At 37.9% G+C, this 15,219-nt stretch carries 16 protein-coding genes; 7 read left to right on the plus strand and 9 right to left on the minus strand.

Annotated elements, in window-relative coordinates; genetic code table 11:
• Positions 1-12 precede the first annotated feature (12 nt).
• Both FHS59_RS12805 and FHS59_RS12810 read right to left on the minus strand, forming a co-directional pair.
• Positions 13-213 (minus strand): hypothetical protein, encoded by a 201-nt coding sequence (locus FHS59_RS12805; protein WP_184495527.1) that lies wholly within the window; start codon positions 211-213, stop codon positions 13-15.
• A gap of 102 nt (positions 214-315) precedes the next feature.
• On the minus strand, positions 316-1,083 hold the full coding sequence (locus tag FHS59_RS12810) for a hypothetical protein (RefSeq protein WP_184495528.1): 768 nt from the start codon (positions 1,081-1,083) through the stop codon (positions 316-318).
• 289 nt (positions 1,084-1,372) lie between these two features.
• Between FHS59_RS12810 and FHS59_RS12815 the strand changes: the two genes are divergently transcribed.
• From FHS59_RS12815 to FHS59_RS12845, 7 genes are all read left to right on the plus strand, one after another.
• On the plus strand, positions 1,373-1,582 hold the full coding sequence (locus FHS59_RS12815; protein WP_091692286.1) for a helix-turn-helix transcriptional regulator: 210 nt from the start codon (positions 1,373-1,375) through the stop codon (positions 1,580-1,582).
• Between the two features lie 24 nt (positions 1,583-1,606).
• Entirely contained in the window at positions 1,607-3,592 is a 1,986-nt protein-coding gene (locus FHS59_RS12820) for a DNA methyltransferase (protein ID WP_221444498.1), read from the plus strand.
• A 3-nt stretch (positions 3,593-3,595) separates the two neighbouring features.
• Positions 3,596-4,609, plus strand: coding sequence for a PDDEXK nuclease domain-containing protein (locus FHS59_RS12825; RefSeq protein ID WP_184495529.1), 1,014 nt, complete (start codon positions 3,596-3,598; stop codon positions 4,607-4,609).
• On the plus strand, positions 4,606-7,257 hold the full coding sequence (locus tag FHS59_RS12830; RefSeq protein WP_184495530.1) for a restriction endonuclease: 2,652 nt from the start codon (positions 4,606-4,608) through the stop codon (positions 7,255-7,257). Before FHS59_RS12825 ends, FHS59_RS12830 begins: the two co-directional genes overlap by 4 nt.
• A gap of 4 nt (positions 7,258-7,261) precedes the next feature.
• Positions 7,262-8,173 (plus strand): hypothetical protein, encoded by a 912-nt coding sequence (locus FHS59_RS12835; RefSeq protein WP_184495531.1) that lies wholly within the window; start codon positions 7,262-7,264, stop codon positions 8,171-8,173.
• Positions 8,163-8,600: a hypothetical protein gene (locus FHS59_RS12840; RefSeq protein ID WP_184495532.1), complete on the plus strand. Its 438-nt coding sequence runs from the start codon at positions 8,163-8,165 to the stop codon at positions 8,598-8,600. Before FHS59_RS12835 ends, FHS59_RS12840 begins: the two co-directional genes overlap by 11 nt.
• A 429-nt stretch (positions 8,601-9,029) precedes the next feature.
• Positions 9,030-9,689, plus strand: coding sequence for an ankyrin repeat domain-containing protein (locus FHS59_RS12845; RefSeq protein ID WP_184495533.1), 660 nt, complete (start codon positions 9,030-9,032; stop codon positions 9,687-9,689).
• Between the two features lie 71 nt (positions 9,690-9,760).
• Here FHS59_RS12845 and FHS59_RS23295 read toward each other — a convergent pair whose 3' ends face one another.
• The 7 genes from FHS59_RS23295 to FHS59_RS12875 all read right to left on the minus strand — a co-directional run bounded on the left by FHS59_RS23295 (position 9,761) and on the right by FHS59_RS12875 (position 15,205).
• Complete coding sequence (locus tag FHS59_RS23295) at positions 9,761-9,970, minus strand: GDCCVxC domain-containing (seleno)protein (protein WP_091692277.1); 210 nt, start codon at positions 9,968-9,970, stop codon at positions 9,761-9,763.
• A gap of 5 nt (positions 9,971-9,975) precedes the next feature.
• Positions 9,976-10,575: a mercuric transport protein MerTP gene (gene merTP, locus FHS59_RS12850; protein ID WP_091692276.1), complete on the minus strand. Its 600-nt coding sequence runs from the start codon at positions 10,573-10,575 to the stop codon at positions 9,976-9,978.
• Positions 10,572-10,946 (minus strand): ArsR/SmtB family transcription factor, encoded by a 375-nt coding sequence (locus FHS59_RS12855; protein ID WP_057938480.1) that lies wholly within the window; start codon positions 10,944-10,946, stop codon positions 10,572-10,574. Before FHS59_RS12855 ends, merTP begins: the two co-directional genes overlap by 4 nt.
• 171 nt (positions 10,947-11,117) lie before the next feature.
• Positions 11,118-11,912 (minus strand): cation transporter, encoded by a 795-nt coding sequence (locus tag FHS59_RS12860; RefSeq protein ID WP_184495534.1) that lies wholly within the window; start codon positions 11,910-11,912, stop codon positions 11,118-11,120.
• A gap of 53 nt (positions 11,913-11,965) precedes the next feature.
• On the minus strand, positions 11,966-12,805 hold the full coding sequence (locus tag FHS59_RS12865) for a cation diffusion facilitator family transporter (RefSeq protein WP_184495535.1): 840 nt from the start codon (positions 12,803-12,805) through the stop codon (positions 11,966-11,968).
• A 10-nt stretch (positions 12,806-12,815) separates the two neighbouring features.
• The gene (locus FHS59_RS12870; RefSeq protein WP_184495536.1) at positions 12,816-13,172 is read right to left on the minus strand and encodes a SpoIIAA family protein; all 357 of its coding nucleotides are present in this window, start codon (positions 13,170-13,172) and stop codon (positions 12,816-12,818) included.
• Between the two features lie 68 nt (positions 13,173-13,240).
• Positions 13,241-15,205, minus strand: a complete 1,965-nt coding sequence (locus tag FHS59_RS12875) for a heavy metal translocating P-type ATPase (RefSeq protein ID WP_184495537.1) — start codon at positions 15,203-15,205, stop codon at positions 13,241-13,243.
• Positions 15,206-15,219 lie beyond the last annotated feature (14 nt).

Below are 15,219 nucleotides of genomic sequence, written 5' to 3' on the forward strand. Positions count from 1 at the left end.
CCTTTTTGGATTCTAGAGTTTATCTAGGATTTCTCTGATTAGCCTTTCTCTGTCTAGTTCCTTTTTTCTTTTTGCTCGTAGGCTCAGGATATAAAGGATCCACACTCCCCAGGCAACTGCAAAAAGTGGAAAAGGATTTTCTGCTCCCAATGCCCCAATCATTGCAATGAAGCTGATGAATATTGTTCCTAAAAATTTTATTGTTGGCCACATAACCAGATAGTTTACTTGATGGTCTATAGTATTAGTTTACGATTAATTTTTATGAGAGTTCTTAAAAATGTAAATAAGTAAAGATGTTTTTATATAAAAATATTATTCATTGTGCTGATATAAATATTTCGTCATTTTTGCTTCTTTAGCAAGGTTGTTCCACCTTTTCTCCAGAGTCCAATATTTATCTCCAGGCTGGGCGTAAATCATATTTCTTAGATCATTTTCATCGTTTCCATCCGCCTTCATCCTAGAAAACATCATTTTTCTCATATAGGATGCCCCAATTGAGGTATAGAATTCAAATTGCTCCCAAGGAAATGTGTCAACGGAATATGTGCCCAATTCCCTTTCGTTCAATTTGTGTATAAACCACTTTTTAAAATCAAGTAAATGCCGAGTCGCATCTGAATATTTTTTTAGAGCCCTTTTTACATCATTGTCGAGATTATTTAGGTCATTCAAGAAATGAGCCCATTCGCCAAAATTCTTTCTTCGAATAGAGGCTATATTTTCAAGTTTATCTTTAAAGCTATTCGAGATCAATCCTTCTTTTGGATGATTAAGCAGAACTCTTAGGAAACCCATTGTGAAATCTTCCTCAATTTTAAAAGCAGATTCAAAATCCTTATCAATTAATGAGGTAGCATGATCCCAAGGGTAATGCAAAATGATTTGTGGTTTAACTTTTACAATTTCTCGTATTGCTGCTTGTACCTCTGCTAGTTTTATTAGGTTGTTTGGCGAAAATGCCAATTCCATTAATGAAAGCTTTGTGCATACTAGAGTGTATTGATTTGGGTCGGGAACCTGAATTGTATTTTTGCTCAATTCATACCAAATCATGGTATCACAAATAATTCTTGTCATTGAGAGGAAGTTTTAGTGACAATGAAGAATGGATATTTCAAATCGGCTAAAATTAACTTATTTCTTCTTTTCTCAGATTCCCAGATGCTTACCTCCAACAGATATTTTTGAAAGGATGACACAATTTGTCAGTTTAAAGAGAGTATAAGTCAATCAGATCTTTGCTCACCAATTCTCTTGAACCGATTCTTAGTACTCATTAAATATGAAGTTTGTATTAAAAGGCCTATCTCAAAAAATGAGATAATTGGTTTTTTTCTCTATTTTTAGTTTCGGACTTATTAAAGAGATGAACAGGATTAAAGAAGTGCTTGAGGAAAAGGGTATTACCCAAACTTGGCTTGCAGAGCAGCTGGGGAAAAGCTACAATATGGTCAATAGCTACGTCCAAAACCGTCAACAGCCCCGTTTGGAAATTCTTTTTGAAATCGCCAAAATCCTCCAAGTAAGCGCCAAAGATCTCCTGGTGGATCAAAATCCTGCAAATCAGTCCAATTGAAAAACAGCAAAAGATAAAAGACGAATGTCAGATCATACTACACAAGAAATGGATGGAAAGAGCCTTTCACCCACTGAAGAAAAATTGAAAGCTTTGAGGGAAGTACTTCCTGAGGTTTTTACCGAAAATCAGATCGATTGGGAAAAGCTCAAAGCCACTTTAGGTGAAAACATCAATTTTTCAAATGAACGCTATGTGCTCAACTGGGCTGGAAAAAGTGATGCTTTTAAGATACTTCAAATACCTTCCACTAAAACTCTGGTTCCTGCCAAAGATGAAAGCGTAAACTTTGATGAAACCCAAAACATCTTCATCGAAGGGGAGAATTTGGAAGTGCTGAAGGTGCTCCAGAAGAGTTACTTTGGCAAGGTCAAAATGATCTACATCGACCCTCCCTATAATACCGGTAATGACTCTTTTATCTATCCCGACAAGTTTTCAGAAACTAAAGCAGACTATGAGAAGCGTGTAGGCGATAAGGACGAGGATGGCTACATGACGAAGGATGGCATGTTTAAAAAGAACAGCAAGGAAAATGGGCAGTATCATAGCAATTGGCTCAATATGATGATGCCAAGACTCTATCTGGCCAAAAACCTACTACGACAGGATGGAGTGATCTTCATTTCCATCGATGACAACGAAGTCCATAATCTTCGCCTTTTGATGAATGAAATTTTCGGAGAGGAGAATTTTGTTGGACAGTTTATATGGCAATCGAAAAAAGGGGGAGGAAGTGATTCGACTACAGTAGTTCAGGATCACGAGTATGTAATTTGTTATTCAAAGTATATGCATTTTTTAAAAATTGGAATGGTTGAGATTATTTCAGAACCACTTGATAAGAAAGATGAAATTGGGGCATATAGACGGGGAAGAGAGCTAAATAAGTGGGGATCCAATTCAAGAAGGGTCGATAGGCCTACTATGTGGTTTCCTGTCCCTGGTCCGAAAGGCGAAGACGTTTACCCAATAAAGAATGATGGAAGTGAAGGATGTTGGAGATTCGGTAAGGAAAACATGATGAATTTTGTCAAAAATGGAAATGTTGAGTTTGTAAAAAGAGATGATGGATCTTACGTTGTGTATGAAAAAATCAGGTCTGAAGAAAGTAGATTTAAGCCATATAGAACCCTTTTAAAGGATGTTAATGCTACCTCTGAAGGGTCAATGACTGTTAGGGATCTTTTTGACGGGGAAAAAGTGTTTTCGTTTCCAAAGCCACATTCTTTACTTAAGAACCTGTTTAGTATTGGTGCAACAAGTTCGAAAGGGGAAATTATATTGGACTTTTTTGCTGGGAGTTCAAGCACAGCACATGCAATTATGGATCTAAATAAAAGTGACGGAGGTCATCGAAAACACATCTGTGTGCAACTTCCAGAACTTTGTGAGGAGAAAAGCGAGGCTTTTAGGGCAGGATATTCTACCATCGCAGATATTTCCAAGGAACGGATTCGCAGGGCGGCTAAAAAGATCCAAGGTGAAATTGAGGAGGAAGTCAATTCGCTTAGGCAAAAACTCAGAAAGCTGGAAGGAGAGATTCCGACTGGAGAGGTCAAAACAGAAATTGCAAGCCTCCAAGAAAAAATCCAATCGCTACAAACCCAGGATCTGGGTTTCAAGGTACTTAAGTTGGATGATAGCAACTTCAAGCAATGGAAGCAGCTTTCCGGTCACAGTGCCCAGGCTTTGGCCGAGCAGATCAAGCTCTTTGTTGATCCAGTAGCTGAGTCTGCCACTGAAGAAAGCATGGTCTATGAGCTCCTCCTTAAGAGCGGGAAAGATCTCAATAGCCAAATTGAGAAAAGATCAGATGCCTACTGGATCAATGGAAAAGAGCTAATCTTGATCTTGGACAAAGTTCCCGAAGACACGATCAAAGAAGTGATCGATGCAAAGCCCTCCAAGGTCATTGCTTTGGATAGGATCTTTAAGGAGAATGATCAGCTTAAAACCAATACCGTCCTGCAAATGAGAGATGCGGGGATAGAATTCAAGACGATTTAATCCATGGAGTTACTTGCTTATCAGTCACTTTTTAGTGACATCAAACAAAAAATCCAAAGATCTCAGATCAAGGCCGCTGTGGCTGTCAATTCTGAGATGATTCTATTGTATTGGGAGATTGGTAAATCCATCGCTGAAAAGCAAAGCCAAGAGGGTTGGTCTGCCGGTGTGATACCCCAATTGTCAAAGGACTTGCAAAAGGACCTTCCTGGCACCAAGGGTTTTTCAGAAAGAAATTTAGGTAGGATGTTGGCCTTTTACAGGGAATATCCAGAAGCTTCAATTTTGCCACAGCTTGTGGCAAAATTGCCTTGGGGTCACAATATCCTCCTAATCGAGAAAATCAAAGAAAAGGAACTACGGTTTTGGTATGCGGAACAATGCATCGCCAACAATTGGAGCAGAGATATATTGGATACCCAAATCAAAACCAATTTGTTCGGTCGGATAGGTAATTCAGTCAATAACTTTGAAGAAACCTTGCCTGCGCCACTTTCAGATCTTGCAAATCAAACACTGAAAGATCCCTATATTTTTGATTTTCTTACACTGGACGCACAACATCGAGAGCGGGATATTGAAAAGCAATTGATCCAGCACATTACCCAATTCCTATTGGAGCTTGGGAAGGGTTTTGCCTTTATAGGAAACCAGTATCACTTAAAAGTTGCAGAAAGCGATTATTACCTGGATCTGCTTTTTTTCCATACCCGCCTGAAATGCTATGTGGTAATAGAGCTGAAAAACACACGATTTATCCCTGAGTATGCAGGAAAGTTAAATTTCTATTTGTCAGCAGTAGATAGCTTGGTCAAGGATGTTGCAGACAATCCTACGATCGGGATATTGCTATGCAAAGACAAAAGTAATATCGAAGTGGAATTTGCCCTAAGAGACATCAATAAGCCGATGGGAGTGAGTGAGCTTAAATTGGTCGAAAACTTACCGGATAATCTCAAGAGCAGTCTTCCGACTATTGAAGAAATTGAAGTGGAATTTGATAAGATGAAGAAATGAAGCTAAGCTTTGAGTCAAACCTAGAACATCAGCTAAAAGCTGTCAAGTCCATTACAGATATTTTTGAAGGCCAACCTTTAGAGGATTCATTGGTAGAGTTCAACCTCCAAGAAGAAGGAACACTGAACTTGATCAATGGTGTCAGCAATAACCTTGTTCTTTCCGAAGAGCAAATTCTGGCTAATCTGAAACAAGTACAATCAGATAATGACTTGCCTCTCTCTAAGAAGTTGGACGGCATGCACTTTTCCGTGGAAATGGAGACAGGAACGGGTAAAACATACGTTTATCTGAGATCTATTTATGAATTGAACAAACTATACGGTTTTAAGAAATTCGTCATCGTGGTGCCTTCTGTGCCAATAAGAGAGGGAGTTTTGAAAAATCTGGAAATCACCCATGAGCATTTTCAAACGCTCTATGACAATACTCCGCTCAATTTCCAAGTTTATGACAGCTCAAAGGTTTCATCGCTGAGAGGCTTTGCTACCACAAACACGATTGAAGTTCTGGTGATCAATATTGATTCCTTTTCAAAGGATGAAAATATCATCAATAAGCCCAATGACAAGCTGAATGGCCAAAAACCATTGGAGTTTATCCAATCAACTCATCCAGTGGTGATTGTAGATGAGCCACAAAACATGGAGACAGAGAAAAGAACTGTAGCAATTGAAAATTTGCAAGGTTTGTGTACGCTCAGATATTCTGCTACCCATCGAAATCAATACAATCTTTGCTATAGTTTAAACCCTGTGAAAGCCTATGATTTGGGATTAGTGAAGCAAATCGAAGTTGATTCAGTGATGGAAGAAAATGCTTTTAATGATGCATTTATATCCGTAGAAGCGGTCAAAGCAACCAAAACAAAAGTCACTGCAAAGCTTGCTATAGATAGCAATGAAAAAGGCGGAGTGAGAAAGAAAACTGTAACAGTAGCAGTAGGAGATGATTTGTACAAGCTTTCGAATGATCGGGAGGCTTACGCTGATGGATATCTGATTGAAGAAATAGATGCAGCGAATAACTGTATCACAATTTCCAATGGGAATATCATTTATAAAGGAGATAGCCAGGGTGGTTTGACTGAAGAAGTGATGAAGTTCCAAATCCGTAAAACTGTTGAAGAGCATCTAAAAAAGGAGAAGCTTCTCAACAAACAAGGCATCAAAGTGCTCTCACTATTTTTTATTGATAAAGTTGCTAACTATAGGCAGTATGATGCTTCAGGTATTCCTACCCAAGGAAAGTTTGCACAATGGTTTGAGGAGATCTATTCGGATTTTATGGCGAAGCCCACATTTAAAGAATTGGATAAATTTCCACTGAAGGATGTGCATAATGGCTACTTTTCCCAAGACAATAAGGGAAGGATAAAGGATACCTCGGGTGAAACCAAAGCGGATGATGATACCTACAGTCTGATCATGAAGGACAAGGAAAAATTGCTTGGACTGACCAATCCGCTTCGATTTATTTTCTCACATTCTGCTTTGAGGGAAGGTTGGGACAATCCCAATGTATTTCAGATATGTACCTTAAATGAAACCAAATCCGAAATCAAGAAACGCCAGGAAATCGGAAGAGGTCTCAGACTTGCTGTAGATCAGAACGGAAAAAGAACCTATGACCGGAATATCAATAGACTGACTGTAATTGCGAATGAATCCTATGAGGATTTTGCCAAAAGTCTTCAACAGGAAATCGAGGATGAATGCGGTGTGTCATTTGCCGGACGAGTCAAAAACAAACAAACCCGCACGGCAATCAAATACAGGAAGGGCTTTGAGGCGGATCCGGCATTTTTGGATATCTGGGAAAAGCTCAAAAAACGCACCACGTACAAAGTGGATTATAAAACGGAGGATCTGATTGACAAAGCAGCAAAGCAACTTAAAGACCTTCCAAAAATCAACGCCCCATCTATTCGGTCTACAAAAGTTAGGATCAATATGGGTACAGCGGGAGTAGAAACAGAATATGCTGGTGACAAACTGGAATCATATGGTGGTTATTCCTGGAAGATTCCTGATGTATTGGGCTATATCCAAAGTAAAACTGAACTGACCAGAACTACTATTGAGCAAATCCTGGTTCAGTCTGGAAGGATAGAAGATATCTTGATTAATCCACAATTGTTTTTGGATCTATCCATTCAGACTATCAAGAGGGTTCTACATGACCTGATGATTGATGGAATTAAATATCAAAAGATTGGTACCAAGGAATATGAAATGTCCCTTTTTGAATCTCAGGAACTAGAAATTTATTTGAATACCTTTTCCTACAAGGTAAGGGACTCTTCAAAAACCATTTATGAAGAATATATCCCTTTGGATTCAGGTGTTGAGAGTCAGTTTGCTCAGGATTGCGAAAGCAGCGAACAGGTAAAGTTTTATTTCAAATTGCCTAACTGGTTCAAAATCCCAACGCCAATAGGAAATTATAATCCAGACTGGGCGGTAGTATTTGAAAATGAGGAAAAGATCTATTTCGTCGCCGAAACCAAGGATACAGGAACTCCAGTCGTTGATGTTTATAAGTTAAGTCCCGATGAACAAATGAAAATTAAATGCGGCAAAGCTCATTTCGAAGAGTTTAAAGATCTGGAATATAGGGTAGTCAGTAGAGTGGGACAGTTGATTTAGAAAGATGAGAGATAAACCTTTCAAATATTTTATTGAAGATTTTTTAGCTCCAATAATTAATGCAAAGCTCCAATTGGCTGAAATTCAAGTAGATTTAATCTCTGTAGAAAAAGAATATATGAGGAAAGGGATATTCGTGTTTTCCCTCTCCTTATTTGAGTCAAGCTTGTTAGACCTTCTCAAAATTTATTATTTTAACAGTCCCCAATCTATTCCTAAGAAGAGAATCCAAGAAATGGACGTGGATTTAGTAGTAAATACAACTTACTCCCATGAATTTCTTGAAGTAATTGTCTCGAACTACCTGAAATCAGCTACATATGACAGTATAATAGATATCATTTTACAGGTATGTTCAGTTCTGGATCTTCCAATAAAAGACTTAAAATTCAATCATAAGAACCTCAGAGAAATTAAAGCCAGAAGAAATGCTATTGTCCACAACAATAGTAGGGTAGATAAAGCATATGTTATATCAGCTTCTGTAAATCCAAATTTTATTAACACAAAACTGGGAATAGATACTCACTACTTCTTGGAAGCATTAAGCATTTTTGAAGAGATCTTAAATTCTATTGAAATCAAAATTAGAGAAAAATATTCTTCCCATACTAAGCAAAAGTTCATCACAGAAGCTTGGGAATATTACTTTTCTACCCTTCCTTTCAACAAGTTCTGTTTTTTTCAAGACGGTAACTTTCGGTTTCGGTCTAGTGTAGATTTGAAGGATGTTAAGTTGAATTTAAGTTCTAGTGAAAGGTCTTTATTGGCCTATTTTTGTCAAAATTATAGCCCTTCTATTTGTGATCTGATTTTTGAGTTTAGCGATCTTAACATGCAAGTCAGTACTCATAAGATGAAAGAAATGGTTGAGTTGTTTGATAGGCACCCGCTACTTTTGCAAGATGAAGGGTGAATTTGATTTTCTTATAGGATGGGGCGTCTCGGTTCATTTGGATAGATACTCTGATTTTTCTTTAATTCTATTGAATGGTCATATGTCACTTGAAAAAGTAATGGAACTAAGATTGGATCGATTTGGTGTTAAAGATCCAGAGAAGTTGTCCTTTTACTCAAAAGTAATAAAATTGAAACACCTGTTGGGGCAATCACCACATTCAGATTCTATAATTTATTCTTTGACAGAGCTAAATAGACTGAGAAACAAATTAGCTCATGAATTTAAATACGATGCAAAAAATGGCGAGTTCCACAGCTGGTCAGAGCAAGTCCATCTTAATTTTGAAGGTGAAAAATACACCAAGTTTACTCCAAGAACTAAAATTGTCCATGCATTCTCTTTTTTGGCTATAAATATTTTGGAGGCATCAAATCAAGAATAATAGTGACAATTTAAACTAGCAAGTTCCTCCCTATATGAGGGCAGTTCCCGAAAATTTTATTGCTGACCAGATAATTAGATAATTTGATTGATTTTCAGAGTTGTTTTTAAAAAAAAGTAAAAGAGTAAAGATGTATTTATATAATTAATACTCTCAGATTGTTGCCCTTTTTAATTCTCCAAAATTCATCTAGCTATATCAAAAGTATAGGCTATCTAATATACTGTTTCAAGATAGCGGTAAATAAAGGTAGTCTGATATAGAAGCTCTAATAAGCCATATTCCTTTTTCAGAAAAGTAGTAAATTTGAGTTGCTCCTAAAAAGGGAAATATGGAGTTTGATGCAATGAAAAATGATTATTTTCATGCTGAAAACAATCTGGAAACTATTTATTAAGACTTTAATTTGAAGCCATAACCCTGATTAAAATGAAAATATTTACACAAAAGGTCAAAAAATTGATTGAGAGAAAAGATTTTCAGGTGCTGGCTAAATTACTTTCAGAAAATCCTAATCTGGCAAACGAAGAAATTACGATTCCTTTCGAATTTTTTTGTAGACAAAAAGAACACCCACTTCATAGGATTTGCGATGCTATTTTTGCGAGAAAAATTTCGGATGATGATGGAATCATATTTGCAAAGATTTTCTTGGAAAATGGAGCAAAAATAGATGGCAACAAAATTAATGGTGGTGGAACTCCCATTCTTGCTGCAGCCAGTCTTCACGCTGAAAAACTCGGAATATTTTATATTGAAAGAGGTGCTGACATTCATTATACGTATCAGAACAATGGTGAAACTGCATTGCACTGGGCAGCATTTTGTGGTAGGGATAAATTAGTTGACCGGCTAATAAGGTCTGGGACCAAAATTGATGGACAAGACAAGACTTATAACAGCACCCCACTTGGCTGGGCAATCCATTCATTACAATCAAACGATACAGTAAATAAATTCCACCAAGTCGATTGCATAAAACTGCTCTTACAACACGGTGCAGAGGCAAAAAAGCTGGATAAAGGGAAAAATGACTACTTGCAATTGATGGCTAAAAATGATTTAGAATTGCAAACCCTAATGAATTGAAAAATTTGTAACGCCAGATATTACTCTATGAAGATAAATAGGGGCTGTCAATATTTATATTTTTTCAATGTTTAAGAACAACAAGGCTTGTTATCTTGAATAGGAGGACAAGGCACTGTTCCATAGGAGCAATAAACACAGCAATCTCCCTTCTTAGGTTTTAATATCACTTTACAATTCTCACATTCATAAAAGAATTGACAGGCGTCTGTCGGCATGGTTTCTTCTTTTTGATTTCCGCACTCAGGGCAGGTGATTATTGATTTAAGTAGGGCATTCATGCTAATTACTTTTCCTTTCTTTCTGTTACTTTGTATCCTGTGCTATTTATTGCTGTTTCAATTTCAGAAACATTCGTTTTTAAGCTGTCAAACTGTATAACAGCATTGCCGTTATCATATGATGTGGTCGAGCTGATTATTCCAGAAAGTTTATTCACTTCATGGTTTACATGTTCTTCACAACTTGTGCATGTCATCCCATTGATAGAAAACTCTACGGTCTGAAGATTTTCATTGTCAACCAGTTCCGTCTGGCTTCCTGTCTTGGGGTAGAAGATGTGCGAGTAACTTGGAAAGGCAAGCATGAGCATAGCAAATGCAGTCAAAATACCCAAAAATGTTTTAGTTTCAATCAACTTCGGTTTAGCCGGCGTTTCGCAATGGCAATCCGCTTCTCTTTTAGGTTTCAAAATCTGATACCAAGCAAAACCAAGAGTCAAAATTGTAAAAGCAATAAAGTAAGGTCTTGCTGATTCAAGCCAGGAAAAAGTGGATGCGATCCCGCTTGTTCCCGCGACAAGAGCAAAAACAGGAGTAATGCAACATATGGAAGCCGTAAAGGATGATAGAACTCCTGCGCCGATTAGTGTATTATCTTTCTTCATACAGTTTCGAAAACTTTATTTTCCTCAATTAATGTGAATATCGGTTTAAGCAGGATTTTATACTCTTCAGCTAAGGAGTAGAAAATAGTTTGCGCTTGTCTTTCAGCTTCGATGACCTTCTGATTTTTGAGTTTCCTGAGATGTTGAGAAATTGCCGATATGGTCATTCCTAGAATATCACTCAAATCACATACACATAGTTGTTTCTCTTCATAAAGCAGGAAAAGAATTTTCAACCTGACCTTATTCCCAGCCAGCTCAAGTCCCTTTGATAAATAGTCGAAGGATTCGTGAAGCTCAAAAACTCGGCTTTTGCAGCGGTTTAGTTGTTCAACGTCCGCTTGTTGCCTAATACAAGAAATGATATCCATGAATACAAAAATAAGAAAACTTCTTATTTAAGCAAATGCTTAAATACATTTTTACTTTTGTTTTAAAAATCCAATACTCTGCAACGTCAATATCCTAAAATCAAATATTTTTACTTAGTCTGAAATTATCCTTACCTACCGTTATTTCGAATAAAATCACTTCATTTTTTTCTATTTGCTCACTTTTAAAATTCTAAATGCCCCTTGAACAACCAGGACAAAAACAATTGTTCCTATAACTAGATCAGGTGTACTGGATTCTAGCCAATGAACTAATAGGCCTGCAGCAATTACACCTAAATTAATAATCACATCATTTGAAGTAAAAATCATACTTGCTTTCATATGAGCCTCTTCTTTGCTTTTCGATGTTTGCAACAGATAAAGACAAATTCCATTCGCCATGAGGGCAAGAATTGAGACAATAATCATTGTTGAAAAATCCGGAAGTTTCTCGACTCCAAAAAACCTTCTTAATACCTCTACAAATCCGATGATTGCAAGTATGATCTGAAAATATCCAGCCCATTTAGCAATCCGCTTTTTCCTATATATTGTTCCCCCCACTGCAAATAAACTAATTCCATACACAAAGCTATCCGCAAGCATATCCAAGCTATCGGCAACCAGCCCCATAGATTTGGAAATAATTCCCGTGGACATTTCGATTAGAAAAAATGCAAAGTTTATTGCGAGGACAGACCATAGTAACTTTTTTTGGTGAGTGTGTTCTGTAAAGACCGTTTGGTCAGTCTGTTCGGTGGAAATTTTCCTCCCTCCTAAATTTAAGTCCACAACAGACTTTTCGATGGCTTCAATTTCCCCCTGATGAAAAACTGTCAGTTTCCGGTTTGGAATATCAAATTCCAAATTTTTAATACTGGAAATACCGTCCAAATTCATCCTGATAAGATTCTCCTCCGAAGGGCAGTCCATTTTGGTTATCTCAAAGATTGTTTTTTGCATGTTGACTAGCTTGCCTATTGACTGCAAGATTTTTAAGATTTAAGTATATATTATCAATCAGAACTCTTCAGATCAATGTTGATATGGTCGGTATCTATATCGCTTAAAATTGCATGAATCTGTCCTTTTATTGCACTTGCATCCGACAATAATCGAATGTCTGAAACTATAACATGCACAGTGACTACAGCTTTTTCCTCCGTTAGCGACCATATATACAAATGCTCTACCTCTTTAACTTTGTCCAGGCAAAGTATTTTTTGACGAAGTTCAGGGAGATTGACGTTCTTCGGAACTTTTTGAAGCAGTATTTTTAGTGCCTGTACCAATTTATGCATAGCAAATACAAGAACAGTAAGGTTAATAACAATGGCCAGAATAGGATCCAATATTGGAACATCAAAAAGCAACATGACAATGCTCCCAACAAGAACAGCAACCCATCCAAGAGCATCCTCTAAAAGATGAATCATCATAACCTGTTTGTTCATCGATTTACCGGATTTCAACTTCCAAACACCGATTCCATTTAAGGCTATACCCAAAAATGAAATGCCAAGCATCCAATATGCATCAGGGTTCTGTGGATTTATTATTCGGTCAACAGATGCATAAACTATATATATTGATCCGAGTAATAATGTCACCGCGTTTATCATCGCTCCCAATAAAGAAAACCGGGCATATCCATAAGAATATTTATCCGTACTTCCTTTCCTGGATTTCTTTTCGAAGTACCAGCCTGCACCCAGTGAAAGGCTGTCAGCAAAATCATGGAGTGAGTCTGCTAAAATAGCGATACTGCCTGAAATCAAACCTCCTATGACTTCTAACACGGTAAAGGCTAGATTCAGGAAAAAGGCTGTCCTGATATTGTTATCTTTTTTTGCCACTGACTAGCTGTTATTTTTTAATCCACTTGAATGCAGTTTCTTTTTCTGAAATATCAAAGTATTTAACTTCACCTGAACTGAAAAAACCCATTAGGTCAGACATTTTTTCTTCCCACTTTTTTTCGCCTACCATGGCCACTTTATCAAAGTCATTGGCATGTTTTGCATCAAATTTCACATCTTCCCAAAAGGCTTTTAGTTCCCATCCCTCAAAATCAACCATTTCAAAATACCATCGAATCTTTGAATGTTTGTCGAGCGCGTTCTTCAATAATGGTAATAGCTTTTTGTAATCAACTTCAGTTAATTTTCCTGAGGCTTTTGTTGCTATGATACTGTTTTCCGTTTGCTCTAGTATCTGTAGCATACTATTGTTTTTAAGTTAAAATGTCCTCTCTGTATAAGTATTTATTCTATTTCATTACTGTGGCTTATTCATTTTCTCTGGTATCCCAACAGCCTTAAAGCATTTACTACAACGACTATTGTTGAACCTTCATGAATTAGCACTGCAATTCCTATAGAGGCGAATCCAAAGATCGTAGCAGGAATCAATACACCAACTACACCTAAACTGATCCACAGATTTTGCTTGATAATCCCCTTGGCTTTTCTGCTTAGCCCAATTGCAAAAGGCAATACTTCAAGTTTATCAGCCATTAACGCAATATCGGCAGTTTCCAAAGCGACATCAGACCCTGCTGCTCCCATGGCAATACCAACAGTACTTGCAGCCATAGCCGGAGCATCATTTACCCCGTCACCCACCATGGCGATTTTGGATTCTGACTGCTTTAATTGTTTGATAGCTTCCACTTTTTCTTCAGGCAGTAAGCTTCCCCTTGCACCAGTCAGTCCGACTTCATTGGCAATTGCATCGGCGACTTTCTGGTTATCGCCGCTGAGCATGATCATTTTTTCAATCCCAATTTCCTTCAGTTCACTTAAGGTAGCTTTGGCTGATTCCCTAGGGGTGTCCATCAGCCCAATGATTCCAAGATAGTTCTCATTTTTTCTGATAAGGATAGTAGTGTTGCCGTTGGACTCCAACTCTTCAATTTTTTTGACTATCTCATCAGAAGGTTTTTTATCATCCAGAGCTTCATACAAATCCAGGTTTCCGATATAGATTTTATCCGAACCCACATTGGCCTTAATTCCTTTACCCAACACTGCTTCCAATGAATCCGCTTTGGGAATTTCTTTGCCATCCATTCGCTCTTTGCCGTCTCTAACTACCGCTTTGGCAAGTGGGTGATCGCTCAGCTCTTCCACCGCTATAGCATCTGCAAGTAATTCTTCGTTGGAAATTCCTTCCAGGGCAATCACCTCTGTGATTTTGGGTTTTCCTTCAGTGAGTGTTCCTGTTTTATCAAAAGCGATTGCAGTCAAAACGCCTAAATCTTCCAAGGGTCTCCCCCCTTTGATCAACACTCCTTTTTTGGCAGCACGGGCTATACCGCTTAATACAGCACTGGGTGTAGCAATGGCCAATGCACATGGACTCGCAGCTACCAAAACTGCCATCGCTCTATAAAAGCTTTGGCTAAAAGACTCATCAATGACCAAAAAGGCAAAGCATAGTATCACCACCAAAACCAACACTGAAGGGACAAAATACTTTTCGAACTTATCAGTGAGTAACTGAGTAGGAGACTTTTGTGCCTTTGCTTCGTTGACTAAAGTGATCAATCTTGATACGGTGGAGTCCGTGGCTAATTTTAACACCTTTATTTCCAAGGTTCCATTTCCATTTATAGTCCCTGAAAATGCACGGCTTTCCTCAGGAACATCTTTAAGAGATAATTCATTTGAATCAGCATTTTGCATAGCAACTTTGTCCACCGGAATACTCTCACCTGTGATGGGTGCCTGATCAACGGCGCTACTACCTTTGATTACTACTCCATCGGCTGCAATGCGGGTGTTGGGCTTGACTAAAATAATATCCCCAATTTTCAATTCTTCAATACCAACTTCTGTGGTAGTATTCTCATCTTTTTTCAAGGCGGTTTTGGGAGCCAGAGTAGCTAGGGACTCAATCGATTTATGTGCTTTTCCCATAGCGTAGTGCTCCAATGAATGCCCTAGGCTGAATAAAAACAACAGCAACGCACCTTCTGCCCATTCCCCAAGGATCGCAGCACCAATGGCTGCGACCAACATGAGGAAATCAATTTCAAACCCTCCTTTAAGAATAGTCTCAATTGCTTCCTTGGCAGTATAGAAGCCTCCAAAAAAATAGGCTCCTATATAAAACCCAAGACTAACCCACTGAGGAACGGACTCCATAAAACTGAGACCAAACCCGATTCCCAACAAAACACCGCAGCAAATAGAGAAAATCAATTCACTGTTTTTTCCGAATATCCCTGAATGTTCTACTTTTTCCTTTTCCATGATTTCATATACCA

The sequence above is a fragment of the Algoriphagus iocasae genome (genome assembly GCF_014206875.1).
Taxonomy (GTDB): Bacteria; Bacteroidota; Bacteroidia; order Cytophagales; family Cyclobacteriaceae; genus Algoriphagus; species Algoriphagus iocasae.